Genomic DNA, 20,313 nt, shown 5'->3' with positions numbered 1-20,313 from the left:
TAAAGGGGAAGCATCATGGCACTGACGACGGATTTCGCCGACATCCACGCCGGCAGCAGGGCGGCAGAACCAACGCAGGACTATTCCCGCTATCGCATCGTGCCGGCGCGCCATCCGGGCCGTCTGGCAGGCACGATCTTCGCCGCCCTCGTCATTGCCGCCGTGCTCTATTCCACCTTTACCAATCCGCGCTGGGGCTGGGGCGTCTTTGCCGAATGGTTCTTCGCCGAGCCGGTGCTCGTCGGCCTCGGCAGGACGCTGCTTTTGACGGCGCTCGCCGCCATTTCCGGCTCCATTCTCGGAACGGCTCTGGCGTTGGCGCGTGTCTCGAAATCGCCGCTGCTTTCCGGTCTTTCCTGGGGCTACATTTGGCTCCTGCGCTCCATTCCCGTGATCGTGCTGCTATTGATTTTGAACAATCTCGGTTACCTCTACGAGACGATCAGGATCGGCGTGCCGTTCACCGGCGCGGTCTTCATCGACTATCCGACGGTGCAGTTGCTGACGCCCTTTGCCGCAGCCTTCCTTGGGCTTACGCTCAACCAGTCGGCCTTCTTCGCAGAGATCGTGCGCGGCGGTATCCTCTCGGTGGATCATGGGCAGCTGGAGGCTGCCGCTGCACTGGGCCTGCCGCGACGCCGCCAGGCCTTCCGCATCGTCTTGCCGCAGGCCATGCGCTCGATCCTGCCGACCGGCTTCAACGAACTCATCGGATTGGCGAAGAGCACCTCCATGGTCTACGTGCTGGCGCTGCCGGAGCTCTTCTACACGGTCCAGGTGATCTATCGCCGCAATCTCGAAGTCATTCCGCTGCTGATGGTCGCGACCGTCTGGTATCTGATTATCATGACCGCGCTGTCTGTCGCCCAGCATTATATCGAGCGCTATTTCTCCAAGGGCGCCGTGCGCAATCCGAGACCGCTGCCCTTCCAGGCATTTTTCGAGCGCTTCCGCCGTCCGCTGCCTGTCCTCAATATTGCGACCGATAGAATCCGCAAAATCGGCTTCCATGATGCGGCGGCCCTGCGGGCAGCGGGCGGCACTGTGCGGATCCATGGCATTTCGAAGAGTTTTGGCTCGCTGAAGGTGCTAGACGATATCGAACTCAATCTTCCAGCCGGTAGCGTCACGGCCATCCTTGGCCCCTCCGGTTCCGGCAAGTCGACGCTGTTGCGCGCCATCAACCATCTGGAGCGTGTCGACGACGGCTTCATCTCCGTTGACGGCGAGCTTGTCGGCTACGCCCAAAAGGGCGACACGCTCTATGAACTCAAGGAAAAGGATATCCTCAAGCGCCGCGCCGACATCGGCATGGTCTTCCAGAGCTTCAATCTCTTTCCGCATCTGACGGTGCTCGAAAATCTGATCGAGGCACCGATCCAGGTTCGCGGCGTCGGCCGCGCGCAAGCCGTGCAACTGGCGCAGGAGCTGCTGGCACGCATCGGGCTCAATGACAAGATCAACGCCTATCCGCGCCAGCTTTCTGGCGGCCAGCAGCAGCGCGTCGCAATTGCTCGTGCGCTGGCGCTCAAACCCAAGGTCCTGCTTTTCGATGAGCCGACCTCCGCGCTCGATCCGGAACTCGTCGGCGAAGTGCTCGACGTCATCAAGGAACTTGCCCGTACTGGCACCACTCTCGTCATCGTGACCCATGAGATCGGTTTTGCCCGCGAAGTCGCTGACACCGTCGTCTTCATGGAAAGCGGCCAGATCCTGGAGGCCGGTCCACCGGCGCGCATCTTCAGCGAAGCGGAGCACCCCCGCACACGTGAATTCCTCGCCAAGGTTCTCTAGCGCCGACCGGTGCTGGTGGATATCGGCCGCGATGGCCGACTGCATGAATAATGACAATAGGCGCAGCCAAAAGATGAAAATGGAGACGGGAAACATGACACTTTTAGACGCAGCGAAGCTCCTGATGGCAGGCGCTGTCACAATTGCCGCACTCAGCGCTGGCACAGCCCAGGCGGGGGGCAAGTTCGACCTCAGTCCCGAACAGCCGAACCGGTTGCGAGTCGAGAAGAACGAAAAGCGTATCGCCGAGGTCAAGGATTTCAAGTTCGTTCAAGATGGCGTCTTCACCGTCGGCATCAGCACGAGCGGAAATCTGCCGCTGCATGATTACGCCTCCGATTCCAAAACCGTCATCGGCTATGACGTCGATCTCGCACAGGTCATCGCCGACAGCCTGGGCCGAAAGCTCGAACTCGTTTCCGTCGCATGGGCCGATTGGCCGCTGGGGCTGACGTCGGGAAAGTTCGACGCGGTGATCTCCAACGTGACAGTGACCGAGGAGCGCAAGCTGAAATTCGACTTTTCCACCTATCGCAAGGACGAACTCGGCGTCTACGTCAAGGCTGACAGCCCGATCACCTCGGTCAAGGAACCGAAAGATATTGCCGGCCTGAAGGTCATCACCGATGCTGGCACCAATCAGGAGAAGATCCTTCTGGAATGGGACCGAGAGAACGTCGCGGCCGGCCTGAAGCCGATCGAGGTGCAATATTATGACGACGATGCGGTCAAGGACCTGGCTGTCCAATCCGGCAGGGCCGATGCAGTCTTCAGCGTGAACGCGACGCAGGCCTATGCATCGGGACTGAACGGCAAGACCAAGCTTGTCGGGACCGTGAGCGGCGGCTGGCCGATTACGGCCGAGATTGCGGTTACCACCCGAAAGGATAGTGGCCTAGCGGCTCCACTGACGGGCATCATCAATGATCTGATCGCCAGCGGTGCCTACGGCAAGATTCTCGACACCTGGAATCTCGGCCCAGAGGCAATTGATGAAGCCAAAACCAATCCGCCCGGCTTGCCGAAAAGCGGCTCATGATTGGTCGTGATGCGATCGACGGCCGGCTCTACCTTTGCGGAGCCGGCCTTTCGGGGAAGATCGAAGATGGAGAGTTTCATGACAAGCAGACCGGTCATCCGGGCATTTTCATTCGTTTTGATGATGACGGCGCTGACATCCTTCAGCGCATCCCGTGCTGGCGACGCAATTTTCGATTTGAGCCCGGAGCAGCCGGGCCGTATTCATGCCGGGCGGGACGAGCGGGCGACTGCCGTCATCCCTAGAGATTTCAAGTTCGTCAAGCCGGGTGCGTTCACGGTCGCCGTTTCCCCGGGCGGACCGCCGCTTGCGACCTATGCGACGGATGCCAAGACCGTCGTCGGGGCAGACCCGGATATCGCCTACGCCATCGCCGACAGCCTCGGGCTCAAGCTCGAACTGGTGCCCGTCGCCTGGATTGACTGGCCGCTCGGCCTTGCCTCGGGAAAATACGACGCCGTTATCTCCAATGTCGGGGTCACGGAGCAGCGCAAAGAGAAGTTCGATTTTTCAACCTATCGCCAGGGGCTGCACGGCATCTACGTCAAATCCGACAGCAAGATCACCGCGATCAAGGAGCCGAAGGATGCGGCGGCTCTCAGGATCATCGTCGGCGCCGGCACCAATCAGGAGCGCATCCTGGTGGAATGGAACAAGGAAAATGTCGCTGCAGGGCTAAAGCCTCTGGAACTGCAATATTACGACGATGAGTCAGCGAGCCTCCTGGCCCTTGCTTCGAACCGTGCGGACGTCATTGTCCAGCCGCATGCGCAACTTGTCTACATCGCCGCTCGCGACAAGAACGTTAAGAGCGTCGGCACCTTGAGCGCTGGTTGGCCGGATCGGTCCGACGTCGCCATCACCACGCGAAAGGGGAGCGGTCTGGCTTATACTCTGACGATCGCGACGAATAATCTGATTGTGAATGGCACCTACGCGAAGATCCTCGATCGATGGCAGCTTGCGGATGAAGCCTTGCCGAAGTCGGAAACCAATCCACCCGGATTGCCGAAGTTCTGAGGAAGCGACGATGAGCGGCCAATCCGTTTCGATCAATCACATCGCATTCCTCACCCCCGGCAACTATCCCGACAGCGATCCGCTTTCCGGTTTCGAAAAGACACTGCAGCTTCTCGCCTATGGGGAGGAACTCGGTTTCGACAGCGCCTGGGTCCGCCAGCGGCATCTGGAACCGGGCATATCGTCGGCAACCGCTTTTCTTGCGGCCGCAACGCAGCGGACGACCCGCATTGGGCTCGGAACCGCCGTTATTCCGATCGGCTTCGAAAGCCCTTATCGGCTGGCCGAAGATCTTGCGACAGTCGACGTGCTGTCGTGCGGGCGGCTGAATGTGGGCCTCAGCGCCGGCCGGCCGCTGCATGCCGACCTCATCGGGCCGCTCGCCTTCGACGGCGACTGGGAGAAATACGACTTCTCGCATGATCGCATGCTCCGATTTGCAGATAATCTGCGCGGTCACTACCTCGGTGACGACAGCACCTTCATCACGACGCCTTTCGGTCCACGACGGCCGCGTCTCCAGCCTTATGCCAAGGGTCTTGTCGAGCGCATCTGGTATGGTGCTGGATCATTGCGATCGGCCGGCTGGGCCGGTGAAAACGGCTTCAACCTGCTGATCGGCAACGTGACGACAGGCGAGGAGACCGATGATTTCTTCGTCGCGCAATCCCGGCTGCTTGAGACCTACACGGTTGCGGCCCGTGGACGCGGTCGCGTCGCGCTTGGCCGGGTGATCGTTCCGCTCGATAGCGCCGATCCGGGCACGCGTCGGCGTTACCTGGACTATACGGCGGGACGCAACGAACGGACGCTGACACCGCAAGGTAAGCGGCGCACGCTTTTTGCTCGGGATGCCGTCGGAACTGCGGACGAAATCCTTGAGCGCCTTTTTGCAGATCCGATCCTGCCGCATGTCGGCGAACTCAGGCTCGAACTTCCCTACGAGTTCGAGGACGAGGAATATCGTCAGATCATCCACGACTTCATCACGCTCGTCGCACCCGAACTCGGCTGGCCCCACGGCGAGAGTGAAGAAAAGCAAACGGCGTGAAAGACGGCGCCGATAGTGTTTATGATCAGGAATACAAACGTTGACCAAAGTCGTTGAATACTTCTTTTCCATCGGATCGCCCTGGTCTTATATCGGCTTCGACGCCTTCGTCGAAGTCGCAACGAGAAGCGACGTCGAGATCAGGCCATATCTGACGACCGTCGTCGAAGAAAATGGCGGTATCTTTTCGCGCAATCGGCCAGAGATCCGCCGTGCCTACTGGACGCGAGACCTGAAACGTTGGGCGCGCGTGCGCGGCAAAGATCTGTGGCTGGAAAACCGTCCCGGACTGAGCGACCCGGCGCCTGCCTCTCTTATCGTTATTGCCGCCTATCTCGACGGCAAAGACTGGATCGGTCTTACGCGTGCTTTGCAGCGCGCCTATTGGAGTGAAGCAAAGGATATAGGCAAGCCCTACATCCGCGAAGCCGTTGCGGACGCCGCCGGTTTTGACGGCGCGGGCCTGTCGAAGCGGCAAGCGGACCATGACGTGCAGAGCAAATGGGCTCAGGACCGGGAGCATGCCGTGAAGAGCGGTGTCTTTGGTTTTCCGACGTTCCTCTATGATAGCGAGATCTACTGGGGACAGGACAATCTGCCTTTCCTTGAGCGTCACTTGGGGGGCGACAGGCCCTAAGCCCAGTGATCAGAACGGCGAACTCAAGGATCGTCGAGTACTAGAGATACGCTGCCACGCCTCTAGATTGGTCTTGAAGATGTCGATGATCTGATCTGCGATCTCTAATCACGCAGCGCCTCTGTCCCAAGGCGAAAGGGCGGTTCAATCGAAGCTCAGCTGGCCGGGCCTGTTCGGATCCTGTCAAGGCGGCGGTTCGTAGGGCTAGGCTGAAAGCAAAGCAGGTCTGACAAGTCCCAGGTGGTCACGCAGCGTCGAGCCACTGTAGTCGGTCCGGAACAGTCCACGTTCCTGCAGGATCGGCACCACCAGCTGTGTAAAGTCCTCCAACCCCTCCGGGAAGAAGGGCGGCATGATGTTGAAGCCGTCTGCGGCGCGACCTTCAAACCACTGCTGCATGCGCTCGGCAATCTCCACGGGCGTTCCGAGCACGATGTGGTGGCCACGGCCCGCGGCGACGCGCAGGGCCAACTGGCGAATGGTCAGGCTCTCGCGCCGAGCAAGAGCCGTCAGGAGTTCGGCGCGGCTGCGCAGCTGGTCTGAGATCGGCAGGTCCGGCAAGGGGCCATCGGGATCGTAAGCTGCGAGAGTGTGGCCGATACGTTCCTCGAGCAGCGGCATGGCGCTCTTGAGATCAGTCCATTGGTCCAGTTCGGCCAACTTGTCCTGAGCTTCCTTCGCCGTGCGGCCGATCACTGGCAGGAACCCTGGCATGACAGCTACTTCGTCCGGCTGACGGCCGAAACGGGTCAAGCGCTCCTTGAGGCTCTTATAAAAAGCCTGTGCTTCTTCGAAGCTCTGCTGCGCGGTGAACACGACGTCGGCCGTTCGAGCGGCGAGGTCCTGGCCAGGCCCGGAGGAACCGGCCTGGATCAGGATTGGGTGGCCCTGCGGCGAACGTGGGATGTTGAGCGGTCCCTTGACGGCAAAATACTTGCCTTTGTGGTCCAGCACGTGGACCCTACTCGGATCGGCGTAGACGCCGCTCAGCTTATCCTTGACGAAGGCATCGTCGTCCCAACTGTCCCACAGCCCGCGCACCACGTCGACGAATTCTTCAGCGACGGCATAACGCTCGTCATGCTCTGGATGCGCCTTCGAAAAATTGTTGGCCGTTCGGGCATAGGAGGTGGTGACGATGTTCCAGGCCGCCCGGCCGTGGCTCAAGTGGTCGATCGAGGAAAAGGCGCGGGCCGTGTGATAGGGCTCGCCATACGTTGTCGAGGCGGTGGCGGCGAGGCCGATCTTGTCGGTTACCATGGCGAGCGAGGCAAGCAGTGTCACCGGCTCGAAGCGAGCGATCGTCGAGGGATGCGCGTCGACGCCGCTGGTCAGGCCGTCGGCCAGGAAGACCATGTCGAACTTCGCCCTTTCGGCGATCTGCGACACACGGCGCAGAAGGTCGAAGTTCTCGCTGCCGGCCTCGGCATGCGGATGCCGCCAGCCGGACACGTGATGACCGGCGCCCTGCAGGAACAGGCCCAAATGAATTTCTCTCCTACGGCTCATGGCGAGGTCTTTCTTCAATGGAGGTTTTGGACGGCGTCCTGGCCCAGCAACGCCAGCAGCCTATGGAGATCGGCGGCGCTGTTCATGGTGCGGACGAGCGAGGGAATGTCGGTGAAGGAGGGATGGCCGGCAGTCGCTTCGCGGAATTTTGTCGTCGGATCGGTCACGCCGGGAAGACCATCGAAACGGCGGGTGATCGTGGTGCCGTCGCGCAGTGCAACATCAAGGATCACGAAGCGGGTTTTGGGATCGCTCGACATGCGCGGCGCACTGTCGTCATGGCGTCGGCTGGCACGCTCGGCAAGCGCCACCAGACGCGGCTCGACCGGCCGTTCGTCGAAATGATCTATCCGCAGCGCGCCGTCGATCAGCGCGGCGGCAAACACGTATTCCGGACTGAAGCGCGCCTCGATGCCGTTATTCGGCTTCGTCACGACCAGCGCTGCATCGGCGCCTGGCGGATAGGTGAAGGTGATGTGCTCGATTGCATCCGCCGCAAGCTCCTCGCGATTGAGCTCGATTCCGAGCGACGCGACCGGATGGCTGGCGGTACAGCAAGGATAGGCCTTTAGCGTCAGCCCCGGCGCCACGATCTGCCAAGGCGCGCCCCAGTTCTCGGTCACGGCCTGCAGCCGATCGGCGCCGAAGGAGTAAGCCGAATGAAAACCGACCGGATTGTCGAGGAAGTCCGGCGCACCTCCGAAACCGGCGGCTGCCAGCCGCGCCGATAACAGCCCGGAACGAGCTGCCATGCCGGCATGGTAGGGCTTGGCGTCATAACCGAACTGCAGCCGAAGGCCGGATGATTGCGTCGCCGCAAGACCAAGTGCAATGGTGGTTTCCTCGACCGACGCACGCATCAGATGAGTGATTGCAGCCGTCGCGCCGACGGTACCAAGCGTTGCCGTCGTATGAAAGCCGTTTTCGTAATGCTTCGAACCCAGCGACAAACCAAGCCGCGCCATTGCCTCGAGCCCGACGACATAGGATGCCAGTAGCGCCTCGGCGGCGAAATCACGTTCGGCGGCGAGCCCCAGCAGGGCCGGAATGATAACCGTCGTCGGATGGCCGCGCACGCTGGCATGCACGTCATCGTAGTCGAGCACGTGGCCGGCATAGCCGTTGACGACGGCCGCGACCAGCGGATCGGTGCGGCGCGTACTGCCAACTAGGATCGCGTCACCTGGCAGTTTGGCGCCGACGGCGTCGGCAAGAAGGTCGGTCGTGCGGTCACCGGCGCCTGCGATCGTGCAGGCGAGAAAATCGATGATCGCCGTGCGTGCCGCACCCATTGCGGCCGCATCCTTCGTCGGATCCGACGTGACGATCGCCTGGGCAAAGGCATGGGTCAGCGGGGCGCCTACGGTCGTCATTTCTAGATACCTTCTCCGTTGCGCACCGAACCGCGTCTTCCGGAAAGCCCGCCGACGAACTGGCGGATGCGGGGATTGTCGGAAGTATCGAAAATCTGCTCGGGAGAGCCGTGGTCGACGATGCGGCCATTCTCGGTAAACACGACGGTGTCACTGATCTCCTCGGCAAAGCGCATTTCATGCGTCACGAGAATGCTGGTCATGCCGTCGCGGATGAGGTCGCGGATCACCCACAATACTTCGCCGACCGTCTCCGGGTCGAGGGCGGAGGTGACTTCGTCGAATAATACCAGTTCCGGCTTCATCGCCAGTGCCCGGGCGATCGCCACGCGCTGTTGCTGACCACCGGACAGCTGACCTGGATAGGAACTGGCTTTCTCCGAAAGGCGCACCTTATCGAGCAGTTCGCGGGCGAACTTCTCCGCCTCGCGACGCTCGACGCCGAGAATCCGGGTCGGCGCCAGCACGATATTGTCCAGCACCGTCAGATGCGGAAAGAGATTGTATTGCTGGAAGACGATGCCGACGCGCTTGCGCAGCGCAATGCGCTCGCTCTCCTTGGTCAACTGGTCGACGCGGGTACCGTTGACCGTGATGCGGCCGCTTTGCGGCGTCACCAGCGCGTTGATGCAGCGAAGGATCGTTGATTTGCCCGAGCCGGACGGGCCGATGATGGAGACCGCATCGCCCTTGTTGACGGTCAGGTCGATGCCCTTCAGCACCTCAGTCTGGCCGAAGGACAGGTGCACGTCTTCCAGTCGGACGATCGCGTCGTTACTGAATGTGTTCATCTCAAAATCCTCAGGCCGCGTTGAACCGCCGTTCCAGGCGGCGGGTCAGGCGGGCGATCGGGTAGCAAAGCGTGAAGAAGGCGGCCATCACGACGATGTAGGCGATGATCGTGAAATCGAGCCGGCGCACTGCCGTGCTGGCATCTGTGGCCGCATGCAGCAGTTCGTGCACGCCCACCAGCGAGGCGAGCGCAGTGCCCATGGTGATCGAGGCGAGCACATTCATCCATGGTGGGAGCGCGCGCCGCAGGCACTGCGGCAGGACGATCCAGCGCAGCGCCTGTACGCGTGAAAAACCCAACCCCTGCGCCGCCTCCCATTGCGTGGTCGGAACAGAGAGGATGGCGCCGCGCGTGATCTCGGCCACATAGGCGCTCGCCGGAATGGCAAGGCCGATCACGGCCTTCACCCAGTCAGGGAAGGCCAGGTAGTTGCCGAAGATGACGATCTCAAAGGGAAAGATGTAGGTCGTACCAAAGATCAGCACGAGATGCGGGGCATTGCGGAAGACCTGCACATAGACGACGACCGGATAGCGTATCAGCCGGTAGGACACGAGTTCCAGGATGCCGAACATGGTACCCACGACGGTCCCGAGTGCCATCGCGGAAAGGCTGATGACGATGTTCATCGCAAAGCCGGAGGCGAGATAGGGAGCCCACTCCACCAGTTCGCGGCCGAGCGTCAGGTCGGCCAGCGACCAGACGAGGACGACAAGCGGCAGCGCCACGAAGCCGATGGTGCGCAGAAGATCGCTGCCCTTGAGCGGTTCAAGAAGTGTTGCTGTCGTCACAAACCATATCCCGGAACGGCGAGCTTGCGCTCCGCCCAAAGGCCGACGCGGGCGACGACCAGATTGATAAGGCTGAAGAAGGCGAGGATGACGATCATCATCGACACGACATTGTCGCGTTGCGTCCACACCATGATCGAGGCATAAGTGATCTCGCTTACGGCGATCGCATTGCCCACCGTCGTCAGCTTCACGAGATTGATAAGATTGTTGACGATTGCCGGCAAAGAGGCCCGCAAGGCCAATGGCACCTCGACGTATCGCAAAATCTGCAGCTGGCTGAAGCCGATGCCCCGCGCTGCCTCCACCGTGGAGGCTGGCACCGCCTCGATACCGGCACGGATTGCCTCCGCATGCAGGGCGGCGATATGCAGGCCGACCACCGCGACCACCCAGAAGAAAGGTGACAGCGGATTATTCTGCGCCCCGCCAACGAGGTTGGAGACGATCGTGTTGAGGACCAGGAAGCTAAACATTAACTGCACCAGCGTCGGCGTGTTGCGGGTGATCTCCACGAAGGCCCTGACCGGCCCCGAAAGCCACAGCCTCCCAGACGTCAGGCAAGCGGCAAACAGCAGACCGAAGATCAGGCTGATCGGGATAAGCAGGACGACAAGATAGAGCGTGGTCATGAAGCCGTCACGCCAGATCTGCGCCTCGTATCCGGTCGCCAGGAACTCGTAGTTCAGGCCGAGCCTGCCAGTCAGGCTGACGAACAGGTCAGTCAGGTTCGTGTCCTGCATGTCGTTCTACCGGTTTCTTCGCAGTTCACTTGCTGGCGGAGAGCACTCTGTTCTGCTGCTGCAGGTATTCGATGTTGGGAAGGCGATTGACCTTAGCGAACTCCAGGAGCTTGCCCGACGCGTGTAGCTTCTTGACGCCGGCGTCCAGGGCAGCCTGCGTGTCCTTCTCGCCCTTGCGCAACCAGATCACCGAATCCGATGGGATCAGCTCGGTGGGGAAGGGAATGGCATAGTCCTTCCATTCTTCCGAACGATCCTGCAGCAGCAGGCCGACGGTCGCGCCGACATGCACGGCCGCAACGCAATTGCCGCCTTGCAGTGCGAGGAGCGATTCCGGTTGGCTCGGCAGCGCCTTCACCACCGCGCCGTAATCTTCCATCAGAGGCTGCGTGTAGTTGGAGCCCTGCGACACGCAGACCGGCTTGCCCTTCAGGTCCACCCAGTCCCTCAGACCGCTGTCCTTGCGAACCACGGCGGCACCACCGCTGCGGTCATAGGGCGTTGGTACGTAGTCGAGAATCTTGGCGCGGTCCTCGGTGTACTGCATGTTGGCGATGAGGATGTCGACCTTGCCCTGCTGCAGGAACTGCACGCGGTTCGGCGGCGTCACCGTGACGGTCTCCAGTTTGACGCCGAGGTCGTCGGCCAGCGCCCGCGCGATGTCCAGGTTGAAACCCTTCTGCGCCTGGGTCTTAGGGTCGATATAGCCGAATGGCGCACCGGATAGGATCACGCCGACGGTCAGCGTGCCGCGGCCCTTGATGCGGTCCAGCGTGGCATCCGCAGACGCCTGCGTCGACATTAGTGCGGAGATTGAGAGAGCAAGTCCGAAGAGTAATTTTGTGAGATTGGTGGACGACATTCTGGGACTCCTTTATTCGACCAAGAACCTAGTGGAGCCCCTCCTTTGCCACGAGCAATCGCATCCTCTCTTCAAGGTGAGAGCGAAACTGGTATCCTGTAATATGCTAAATCCATAGAAAATATGTTGCGAGCGGGTTATGCTAATTTCAATTGTAACACCGCACTCACAGCCAGTACCTTCTTCATGGGTATCGCGGCTCTTACGGCCGCGATTGGCTTTGGAGGAAGCGGCAGGACACTTCAATCGAGCATAGAGTAGATCACCTCCAGCGGGTGAGGTAGAGACCTGCCATCGAGTATCTTTGCCTGGCATCGGCACGAATACCCTGTGGCCATGACGACCTTGTCTTCTGATGCTTCAGCTACAGCTGCCGCCCAGCTCATGGCGTAAAGCTGTTCCGAGATATCGCGGTTGCGGACCTCGTGACCAAAGGTCCCGGCCATTCCGCAACACCCTACATTTTCTACATGCACACTTGCGCCAAGAGCCTGAAAAACCGACTTCCACTGGTTTGAGGCGGACGGAAGGTTGCTACGCTCGGTACAATGAGGAAGAAGGCTGTATTTGCGTGACGGGGATGGAATAGGTTTAATCGATAGTTTGCTCAAATTCTCTGCAAGCCATTCTTGCGGAAGAAGGACGGTCGCCTTGCGACCACTCGTCCATAATGCGTGATACTCGCTGCGGTAAACGAGCGTCATTGAGGGATCCAACCCGACGAGAGCAACGCCGGCGTCTGCTAGGGCTCGAAGGTAACGTTCCGTCTTCGCGGCAGCTTTCTCGAAAGGACCGAGGTACCCGTGAACGTGTAATGCTTTACCATTGTGATGGGATGCGGCGAGATACGGGATCAAGTCCAGCTTACGAGCAACGCGAATGGCTGCAATCGGCACGTTTGGTTCGAAATGGGATGTGAAGCTGTCGAAAACAAATACTACAACCCGATCCTTTTCATCTGGCGATAGCTTCTCGATCTCACTCGCGTGAGCGACCTCGACACCCAAACGGCGGATTTCCTTTGAAAATGAGCGCCGCGGTAGAAGTGGAAGCGCCGTCAACCCAATCGCTCGCATCAGCCGCTTGCCAGGCGATGTGCCGGCGACCAGATTGTAGAGCGGACGGATCCGCGCCATCAAAGGGAGGGTGGTTTCGATACCGGAAACCACCAAGTCCTTTAGCGGACGCAAGTAACGGCCATAATACAGCTCCAGAAACTTGGAGCGGAACGCCGGCACACTGACCTTCACGGGACACTGCCCGGCACAAGCCTTGCACGCAAGGCAGGTGTCCATTGCGTCTCGCACCTCGTGGGAAAAGTCGTTGCGGTTTCTCGGGTTAAGGCTGTTTATAACACGTGCCGTCAGGCTCAAGAGTGGGTGTCGCCGGCGCAGACGTACGGACTCTTTGCGTGGATCAATGCCCTTCTCGCCGAGCAGTCGCAGCCATTCCCGCACAAGCATGGCGCGCCCTTTTGGCGAGTATCGCCGATCGCGGGTCGCCTTGTAAGAGGGACACATGGGGCTCGTCTCGTCGAAGTCGAAACAAGCGCCATTGCCGTTGCAATAGGCGGCATTGTCGAAGGCTGCGCGTATTTCGTTACCGATTATGCGATCGAAAGCGCCCCTTAAAGGCACTTCGTCGATCTTGAGCAGTGACGCGTTGGACGGCGCGGCGATCTTGCCCGGGTTGAGGCGGTTGTCCGGATCGAAAGCCCGTTTGATATCTTGGAGGCAAGGATAAAGGTCGCCGAAGAATTCCGGCACATATTCCGAGCGCACGCCCTTGCCGTGCTCGCCCCACAGAACGCCGCCGTGCTTGCGGGTGAGCGCCACTACGGCGTCGCTGATGTGGCGCAGCAAAGGTACGTGATCGTCACGGGTCAAGTCGAGTGCGGGCCGTACGTGCAGCACCCCTGCGTCGACATGACCGAACATCCCGTAGGAGAGGCCTGCCCTGTCAAGTAGCGCGCGAAATTCACGGATATAGACAGCCAAATTCTCGGGCGGGACAGCAGTATCCTCGACGAAGGCGACAGGGCGGACGGGGCCGTCCACATTGCCGAGCAATCCGACAGCACGCTTGCGCATATTCCATATCGCCTCGACGTCGGCATGTCCGCGGGCCACAGTATAGCTGATGCGGTTTGTATCCAGTCCCTCATCGAGCACCACCGTGACCGCGGCAAGCTTTCGTTGGAGTTCGGCCTCGTCGTCAGCCAGCACCTCGACGAGATTGATGCCGTTGGCCACACCTGTGTGGTTCTCAGGGAAGAAGCGGGCTATGTCGGTCCAGACGATATCGTTCTTTGCAAGCCCCAGCACCTTCTCGTCGATCGTCTCGACAGAGGCGACATTGAGGCCGCTTAGGGTGCGAGCGTCTTCCAGCGCGGCGTTGAAGTCGCTGTAGCGGATGTTGACGAGGGCAGCCTGCGCCGGGATCGGCAGAAGATTGAGTTCTGCCTCGGCGATCATGGCAAGGGTGCCTTCCGAGCCGCACAGGACGGCGTTCAAATCGAAGCGGCCGTCGGCGCGACGGATATGTGCGAGATCGTAGCCTGTCATGTAGCGATTGAGGTTGGGAAAAACCTCCTCTATGCAATCGCGCTTCTCTCGTGCGATGCGCTCGACCGTCCTGTGAACGTCGCCGATTCGGTCACCCCTCGCCAGGGTCTTGGCAAGCGCTTCTTCGTCCATCGGACGCGACCACCAGTCCGAGCCGTCCATGAGCACGATACGAAGCCCAAGCACGTGATTCGAGGTCTTGCCGTAAAGGCAAGATCCTTGGCCGCAGGCGTCGGTCGAAATCATGCCGCCGATTGTGGCCCGGTTCGAGGTTGAAAGCTCCGGCGCGAAGAACAATCCGTGTGGCTTCAAGGCTCGATTCAACTGGTCCTTGACAACACCTGCCTGAACTCGGGCGACCTTTCTCGCCTGATCAATCTCCAGGATCCGGTTCATGTACCGTGAGCAGTCCACCGCGATACCGGTGGTGAGCGACTGGCCGTTCGTCCCCGTGCCGCCCCCACGCGGGGCGATGGCGAGATCCGCGAAACGAGGATCGGAAAGCGCCTTTGCAATCTTCTTCAGGTCGTCGGCATCTCGCGGAAACAGAATTGCTGTGGGGGTTACCTGGTAGATAGAATTGTCAGTCGCGAAGACAGAGCGCGACATTGCACGCTGTTCCACGTCGCCATTGAACCCGACTTGGCAAAGCCTCTTAACGAAGCCGGGCGGTAGCTGCTGATTTCCAAAAGCGGAATGGAGACGCGGTATCATCGTCTATACGCACCCCGATCCAAGTAATGACATCAATTCTGCAATGCAGAGCAAGCTTGCTTGATACGATTGAGTGCTTCCATCAATTCGGCTTGCGAAGTCGCGTAGGAAATCCGAAAATAGGGAGAGAGGCCAAAGGCCGAGCCAGGGACGACCGCGACGTGGGCCTCTTCAAGAAGATAGTCGGTGAAGTCATGATCGGCTTCGATCTTCTTACCTTTCGGTGTCAGTTTGCCCAAAACGCCGGCGCAACTGGAAAAAGTATAAAAAGCACCCTCAGGAGTACGGCAATCCAACCCGTCGATTTCGTTCAGGCGCTCGACAACGAGGTCGCGACGACGACGGAAACTCTCCTGTCTCTCCTTCAGAAACGTCTGGGGGCCGTTCAGAGCCTCGATCGAGGCAGCCTGGCTGACCGAACAGGGGCAGGACGTCGCCTGGCTCTGGATCACCGCCATCGCTTTGATCAAGGGCTTCGGGCCACCCGCATAACCGATGCGCCAGCCCGTCATCGCGTAGGCTTTCGATACACCGTTGATCGTCAAGGTGCGATCCTTCAGTCGAGGCTCGATCGCGACAGGTGTCGCAAATGCGAAATCGTCGTAGACGATGTGCTCGTACATGTCGTCGACCATCAACCAGACATGCGGATGACGGATCAAAACATCCAGGAGGGGGCGGTAATTTTCGGCGATGTAGGCAGCGCCCGATGGATTGGAGGGCGAGTTAAGAAGAATCCAACGGGTTCTTGATGTGATGGCCTTTTCCAGCTGTTCGGCCTGGAGACGAAAGTTGGCCTTGGCGTCGCACGGGATAAGGACTGACACACCGCCGCAAATCTCGACGATGTCCGAATAGGAAGTCCAGTAAGGGGTGGGAATGATCACTTCGTCGCCCGAATCGAGCGTCGCCATAAAGGCGTTGAAGAGGATCTGCTTGGCGCCTGTCGCAACTGTGACCTCGTCGACATCGTAGTCGATGCCGTTTTCCCGTCTGAACTTTTCGATGATCGCCTTCTTCAGGGCCGGCGTGCCGTCCAGAGCGGTGTATTTCGTTTCGCCAGCGTCGATGGCGGCCTTAGCCGCCTCCTTGACGTTCTCCGGCGTATCGAAATCAGGCTCGCCGGCCCCCAGCACGATGACCGGTAGACCAGCGCGCTTCATGGCAGCGGCACGTGCGCCGATCTGGAGAATCTTCGAAACGCCAACCGAGGCGATCCGTGAAGCCGGTTTGAAGCCCGCTTCTTCGACTTTTGTTGAGATCGTCATGAAACACGTCCTTCCTATTCGATGTCAAAAGAAACGCCCTGTGCCAGGGGCAGCGACTTCGAATAGTTGATCGTGTTCGTCGTACGGCGCATGTAGGCTCTCCAGGCGTCGGAGCCGGATTCACGGCCGCCCCCCGTCTCCTTTTCGCCTCCGAACGCACCGCCGATCTCTGCACCCGACGTGCCGATGTTCACGTTGGCGATACCACAATCGGAGCCATCGGCAGCTACGAACCGCTCGGCTTCCCTCATGTCCAGGGTGAAGATCGACGAAGACAAGCCCGCACCCACCGCATTGTGATCGGCGATGACCGCATCGAAATCGCTGTATCTCATGACGTACAGAATAGGCGCGAAGGTTTCTTCCAGAACCGGGCCTTCATGTTTTGGCATTTCGACAAGCGCCGGCTTGACGTAGAATGCCAGATCGTGACCGACATCCACACGTTGCCCACCCAAAACGGTGCCTCCGTGCTCCTTGGCTTCAACAAGTGCCTTCTGCATGTTTTCAAAAGCGATTTTGTCGATCAGCGGTCCGACCAACGCTGTCGACTGCAGCGGATCCCCAACAGGGACGCTCTCATAGGCCTTCTTCAGGCGCGGTACGAGCTGATCATAGATGCTTTCATGGACGAACAGGCGACGCAATGTCGTGCACCGCTGGCCAGCCGTGCCCATCGCGCCAAAGGCGATGGCTCGAAGCGCCATGTCGAGATCAGCTGACGGGCATACGATGCCGCCGTTGTTGCCGCCAAGTTCCAAGATGGCGCGAGCGAAACGCTTGGCCAGCCGCGGGCCCACGTCGCGGCCCATGCGAGTGGAACCCGTCGCTGACACGAGCGGAACCTTCGGATGATCAACCAGCACTTCACCGATCGCTCGATCGCCGATCAGAACCTGCGAGAGGCCTTCCGGAGCTTCGCCATAACGCTTGAGGGCGCGTTCGAGAATCGCCTGCGACGCCAATGCTGTAAGCAGCGACTTCTCCGATGGTTTCCACACGATGCTGTTGCCGCAGACCAAAGCCAATGCTGCATTCCAGGCCCAAACGGCGACCGGGAAATTGAAAGCGGAAATGATGCCGATGACACCGAGGGGATGCCAGGTTTCCATCATACGGTGGCCCGGGCGCTCGGTAGCAATTGTGAGACCGTAAAGCTGGCGGGAAAGGCCGACAGCGAAATCGCAGATGTCGATCATTTCCTGCACTTCGCCCAATCCCTCGGAAGGAATTTTGCCTGCTTCGATCGAAACGAGGCGGCCCAGATCCTCTTTGGCGGCACGCAGTTCCTCGCCGAGGAGACGAACAAGTTCGCCACGCTTCGGAGCGGGCACGAGGCGCCATGTCTGGAAGGCTTCGTGAGCCTGTTCGATCATCTTGGTCGCCTCTGCCGAACTCATTGCTTTCAGCTTGCCCGTTTGTTCGCCGGTAATCGGAGAGAAGGCAACGATGTCGCCTTCGCTGTAACGTGATTTTGCCACGCCGAGGCGGCCGAGTATCGCGGCGGCTTCTTCAGTAACGGAAACAGTCTTTACGGAAACGTTCATTTTGGGGCTCCAGGTCGGCTTCTGCTTGCGCGATTTCTGTGACGTTCACTCGGCGGCGGGACGATTTTTCAGTTGCGAGATGCAGGCATCCAGTGAAGCTTTCTCAATTCCCGCATAATGATCAAATTCGTTCAGCACTTGCGCACCGAGGTCTGCTTCGAAGCGCTTTTGATTTGGACTCGCCACGAATTCCTGCTGAGCGCCGTCGCCAAGATTCGACTGGAAAATACCGGCTGCGCTGACGGGAAGGAAATCCTCGTAAACGATGGGATCAAACTGGATCAGGCCGTCTGCAATGAGGGATTCTATGCTTGCACCCGGCAGCACAAGGCCTTTCATCCCTTTTTCCGTAAGCGAGTAACTGAAATACCCTAGCCCATCGGCGCGGATGGCCGCCCAGCTGTCGGGGAAGGCATGAAAAGTCTGCGCAAGCGCGGCTTCGTAGGCCTTGGCGTTCGAGCCATCCGCGGCCGGACGCACAACCTTGCGGGATTGGTCGAGAAGCTTGTCGTAAAGACCCCTGCCTTTTGGGGTAAGGGCAATGCCCCGCTGTTCGATCTCGCCGAAGCGCGCCGTATGGGAGCCGGCTTTCCAGCCTCCCCGACCATCCTCAAATGACACCTTTTCTTCAAGCGCCTTAAAAGAGGTCTGGCGAAGCAGGACCGGGCAGTCGCGCGTCGGCGGTCCTTCAACGACCGCTTTCGGGGAAATCCCGTATTCGGGCATGAGCGCCTGCACTTTGTCGATATCAAGCGTGCGAGGGGTGAGGTGATTGATGTGTGGTCCCTTGAAGGAAACGACATCGGCAACCAGGCGATGGGCATCGTGCAGACGATGATACATGTCGGCATCGACGATCGCTTTGTCATGCCAGCGGAATGTCTCCAACACTTCCGCAACGAAACGATCCGCATCCTCTTTGCACAGCCCGCCCTCGACTTCCGCCTTCTTGGTCAGCTCGACTGCGCCCGTCGTGAAAATCTGCCGTTTGGCGAGAATGCCAGCCGCTTCTTCGCGTAAGGTCTCGTCCGCGATGAGGTCGAGGCGAAGCAGAGACGTAAAGACCCGAAAAGGGTTGCGCTTAAGCGCTTCCTCGCCGACCGGTCGAAACGCAGTCGAATGGACGGGCACTCCTGCCGTGGACAGGTCGTAGTAGCCAACCGGATACATACCCATGACCGCAAAGACGCGGCGCATCATCGCAAGCTCGTCCGCCGTTCCCAAGCGGATTGCGCCGTGACGCTCCTCAGATATCCGATCAAGGTTGTCTGTCGCCTCAAGGCGAGCCCTAAGTTCGGGCTTGGCGGCAAGTGCTTCCTTGTTAACCCGGGCCACAAGATTCATCAGCGTTCCGTAAGCAGGGACCTCGGTGCGATACATGGCTGACATCGCTCCAGAAAACGCGGCGCGGATGTCGCCCGACGTGACATGCTTCGTCATTGTTTTAGACCTTTGAAGAGTTTGTGACTTGATGCTGGAAATGCAATATACTCTTCCATGGCAGCCACGTGTTGTGACTTGTGCGGCTAACTTTATGCGAAAATGGAATAAGTATGCGCCGAAGCCTAGTGCCAGACATCGTGACCCTTCAAGCGTTTGAATGTGCGGCCCGCCACGCGAATTTTTCTCGCGCAGCAGAAGAGCTAAATCTGACCCAGAGCGCGATTAGCCGCCAGATTGCAGATCTGGAGCGACAGACTGGCCTCAAGCTTTTCGAGCGCATTCGTCAACGTGTAATCCTTTCTGAGGCCGGACAAAGGCTGCTGCCGGAGGTTAAGGATCTTCTTGCACGATCGGAACGGCTTATGATCGATGCCGCCGCAGCTGGTCGGACGCGCGCATCGCTAAAGATAGCGACACTTCCAACCTTCGGCGCGAAATGGCTCGTCCCCCGCCTTGGACGTTTCCTCGCGACGCATCAAGATGTTGCGCTAACGATAGAATCTCGTTCGAAGCCCTTCAGCTTCATGGAGGATAGTTTCGATCTCGCCATCCACTACGGACAACCTATATGGGCAGGTGGCACCCCGACGTTCCTTTGCCATGAGACCGTTATGCCGATAGCAAGTCCAGCACTCGCCGAACGGGCTAGGCAAGAGGCAGCAGGCGATCTCTCTACCATTCCGTTGCTCCACCTTACGACGCGGCCAAAGTTGTGGTCGGACTGGTTTCGACTCCAAGGTTCGATGGTAGACAATGCATATGTCGGGCTCCGATTTGACCAGTTTTCGATGATGGTGGCAGCAGCGATAGCCGGGCTCGGTGCGGCGCTTCTGCCAACTTATCTGATAGAGGAGGAGCTAAAGACGGGAATGCTCCTACCCCTGACGTCCAGCACGGTGAAAACCGAAAACGCGTATTACGTCGTCCGCCCTGAGGAAAAACAGAGCCTTCCCATCGCCGATGAGTTTCAGGACTGGCTACGCTCTGAAGTACAAGAGGATTGAGCGGCGAATTAGCTGGGTCGGGTCAAAGCCGCCTTCCAACATAAGTGACCTGCCGGCGACAAACTGTCGGTGAAATTTTTATTCCATGCAAAGTATAAACGAAATAACATTTCTAAAAGTTGTAGTTATGTAAGCATCTTTGTTGCTATAGATCTGGCAAT

At 59.3% G+C, this 20,313-nt stretch carries 16 protein-coding genes; 6 read left to right on the top strand and 10 right to left on the bottom strand.

Annotated elements, in window-relative coordinates; genetic code table 11:
• The first annotated feature begins 15 nt into the window (after positions 1–15).
• The 5 genes from BLP23_RS35070 to BLP23_RS09975 all read left to right on the top strand — a co-directional run bounded on the left by BLP23_RS35070 (position 16) and on the right by BLP23_RS09975 (position 5,541).
• Entirely contained in the window at positions 16–1,794 is a 1,779-nt protein-coding gene (locus tag BLP23_RS35070) for an amino acid ABC transporter permease/ATP-binding protein (protein ID WP_092584717.1), read from the top strand.
• Positions 1,795–1,888: 94 nt separating this feature from the next.
• Positions 1,889–2,833, top strand: coding sequence for an ABC transporter substrate-binding protein (locus BLP23_RS09990; RefSeq protein WP_092584960.1), 945 nt, complete (start codon positions 1,889–1,891; stop codon positions 2,831–2,833).
• Positions 2,834–2,911: 78 nt separating this feature from the next.
• Positions 2,912–3,853, top strand: a complete 942-nt coding sequence (locus BLP23_RS09985; protein ID WP_092584959.1) for an ABC transporter substrate-binding protein — start codon at positions 2,912–2,914, stop codon at positions 3,851–3,853.
• Between the two features lie 10 nt (positions 3,854–3,863).
• Complete coding sequence (locus tag BLP23_RS09980) at positions 3,864–4,904, top strand: LLM class flavin-dependent oxidoreductase (protein ID WP_092584716.1); 1,041 nt, start codon at positions 3,864–3,866, stop codon at positions 4,902–4,904.
• 40 nt (positions 4,905–4,944) lie between these two features.
• Complete coding sequence (locus BLP23_RS09975) at positions 4,945–5,541, top strand: 2-hydroxychromene-2-carboxylate isomerase (RefSeq protein WP_092584715.1); 597 nt, start codon at positions 4,945–4,947, stop codon at positions 5,539–5,541.
• Between the two features lie 204 nt (positions 5,542–5,745).
• Here the strand turns inward: BLP23_RS09975 and BLP23_RS09970 are convergent, their stop codons facing one another.
• The 10 genes from BLP23_RS09970 to hglS all read right to left on the bottom strand — a co-directional run bounded on the left by BLP23_RS09970 (position 5,746) and on the right by hglS (position 19,145).
• Positions 5,746–7,050, bottom strand: coding sequence for an LLM class flavin-dependent oxidoreductase (locus BLP23_RS09970; protein WP_092584714.1), 1,305 nt, complete (start codon positions 7,048–7,050; stop codon positions 5,746–5,748).
• Positions 7,051–7,064: 14 nt separating this feature from the next.
• Positions 7,065–8,423: an MmgE/PrpD family protein gene (locus tag BLP23_RS09965; RefSeq protein WP_092584713.1), complete on the bottom strand. Its 1,359-nt coding sequence runs from the start codon at positions 8,421–8,423 to the stop codon at positions 7,065–7,067.
• Positions 8,424–8,425: 2 nt separating this feature from the next.
• Positions 8,426–9,214, bottom strand: coding sequence for an amino acid ABC transporter ATP-binding protein (locus tag BLP23_RS09960; RefSeq protein ID WP_092584712.1), 789 nt, complete (start codon positions 9,212–9,214; stop codon positions 8,426–8,428).
• Between the two features lie 10 nt (positions 9,215–9,224).
• Positions 9,225–9,953 carry an amino acid ABC transporter permease gene (locus BLP23_RS09955; protein WP_407691783.1) on the bottom strand — a complete coding sequence of 243 codons (729 nt, stop codon included), beginning with the start codon at positions 9,951–9,953 and terminating at the stop codon, positions 9,225–9,227.
• Between the two features lie 50 nt (positions 9,954–10,003).
• Entirely contained in the window at positions 10,004–10,750 is a 747-nt protein-coding gene (locus BLP23_RS09950; RefSeq protein WP_092584710.1) for an amino acid ABC transporter permease, read from the bottom strand.
• A gap of 25 nt (positions 10,751–10,775) precedes the next feature.
• The gene (locus BLP23_RS09945) at positions 10,776–11,612 is read right to left on the bottom strand and encodes a transporter substrate-binding domain-containing protein (protein ID WP_092584709.1); all 837 of its coding nucleotides are present in this window, start codon (positions 11,610–11,612) and stop codon (positions 10,776–10,778) included.
• Positions 11,613–11,854: 242 nt separating this feature from the next.
• Positions 11,855–14,890 (bottom strand): D-2-hydroxyglutarate dehydrogenase YdiJ, encoded by a 3,036-nt coding sequence (gene ydiJ, locus BLP23_RS09940; RefSeq protein ID WP_092584708.1) that lies wholly within the window; start codon positions 14,888–14,890, stop codon positions 11,855–11,857.
• A gap of 32 nt (positions 14,891–14,922) precedes the next feature.
• Complete coding sequence (locus BLP23_RS09935; protein ID WP_092584707.1) at positions 14,923–16,158, bottom strand: pyridoxal phosphate-dependent aminotransferase; 1,236 nt, start codon at positions 16,156–16,158, stop codon at positions 14,923–14,925.
• Between the two features lie 14 nt (positions 16,159–16,172).
• Positions 16,173–17,705, bottom strand: a complete 1,533-nt coding sequence (gene amaB / locus BLP23_RS09930; protein ID WP_092584706.1) for an L-piperidine-6-carboxylate dehydrogenase — start codon at positions 17,703–17,705, stop codon at positions 16,173–16,175.
• 45 nt (positions 17,706–17,750) lie between these two features.
• A complete protein-coding gene (gene hglS / locus BLP23_RS09925) occupies positions 17,751–19,145 on the bottom strand; it encodes a 2-oxoadipate dioxygenase/decarboxylase HglS (protein ID WP_092584705.1) in 1,395 nt (464 codons plus the stop codon).
• Between the two features lie 107 nt (positions 19,146–19,252).
• On the opposite strand from hglS, the gene BLP23_RS09920 reads away from it, so the two are divergent.
• The gene (locus tag BLP23_RS09920; RefSeq protein ID WP_167363873.1) at positions 19,253–20,152 is read left to right on the top strand and encodes a LysR family transcriptional regulator; all 900 of its coding nucleotides are present in this window, start codon (positions 19,253–19,255) and stop codon (positions 20,150–20,152) included.
• The last annotated feature ends 161 nt before the right edge of the window (positions 20,153–20,313 follow it).

This window comes from Rhizobium mongolense subsp. loessense (assembly GCF_900099775.1).
Classification (GTDB): domain Bacteria; phylum Pseudomonadota; class Alphaproteobacteria; order Rhizobiales; family Rhizobiaceae; genus Rhizobium; species Rhizobium loessense.
Note: the sequence above shows the minus strand (reverse complement) of the source record. Positions and strands in the feature narration are given on the sequence as shown.

Excerpts from the sequence above, each read along its gene's own strand:
- BLP23_RS09990 (WP_092584960.1), top strand. The coding sequence starts at position 1,889 with ATGACACTTTTAGACGCAGCGAAGCTCCTGATGGCAGGCGCTGTCACA.
- BLP23_RS35070 (WP_092584717.1), top strand. The coding sequence starts at position 16 with ATGGCACTGACGACGGATTTCGCCGACATCCACGCCGGCAGCAGGGCG.
- hglS (WP_092584705.1), bottom strand. The coding sequence starts at position 19,145 with ATGACGAAGCATGTCACGTCGGGCGACATCCGCGCCGCGTTTTCTGGA.
- ydiJ (WP_092584708.1), bottom strand. The coding sequence starts at position 14,890 with ATGATACCGCGTCTCCATTCCGCTTTTGGAAATCAGCAGCTACCGCCC.
- BLP23_RS09945 (WP_092584709.1), bottom strand. The coding sequence starts at position 11,612 with ATGTCGTCCACCAATCTCACAAAATTACTCTTCGGACTTGCTCTCTCA.
- BLP23_RS09965 (WP_092584713.1), bottom strand. The coding sequence starts at position 8,423 with ATGACGACCGTAGGCGCCCCGCTGACCCATGCCTTTGCCCAGGCGATC.
- BLP23_RS09960 (WP_092584712.1), bottom strand. The coding sequence starts at position 9,214 with ATGAACACATTCAGTAACGACGCGATCGTCCGACTGGAAGACGTGCAC.
- BLP23_RS09935 (WP_092584707.1), bottom strand. The coding sequence starts at position 16,158 with ATGACGATCTCAACAAAAGTCGAAGAAGCGGGCTTCAAACCGGCTTCA.
- BLP23_RS09985 (WP_092584959.1), top strand. The coding sequence starts at position 2,912 with ATGACAAGCAGACCGGTCATCCGGGCATTTTCATTCGTTTTGATGATG.
- BLP23_RS09950 (WP_092584710.1), bottom strand. The coding sequence starts at position 10,750 with ATGCAGGACACGAACCTGACTGACCTGTTCGTCAGCCTGACTGGCAGG.
- amaB (WP_092584706.1), bottom strand. The coding sequence starts at position 17,705 with ATGAACGTTTCCGTAAAGACTGTTTCCGTTACTGAAGAAGCCGCCGCG.
- BLP23_RS09980 (WP_092584716.1), top strand. The coding sequence starts at position 3,864 with ATGAGCGGCCAATCCGTTTCGATCAATCACATCGCATTCCTCACCCCC.
- BLP23_RS09970 (WP_092584714.1), bottom strand. The coding sequence starts at position 7,050 with ATGAGCCGTAGGAGAGAAATTCATTTGGGCCTGTTCCTGCAGGGCGCC.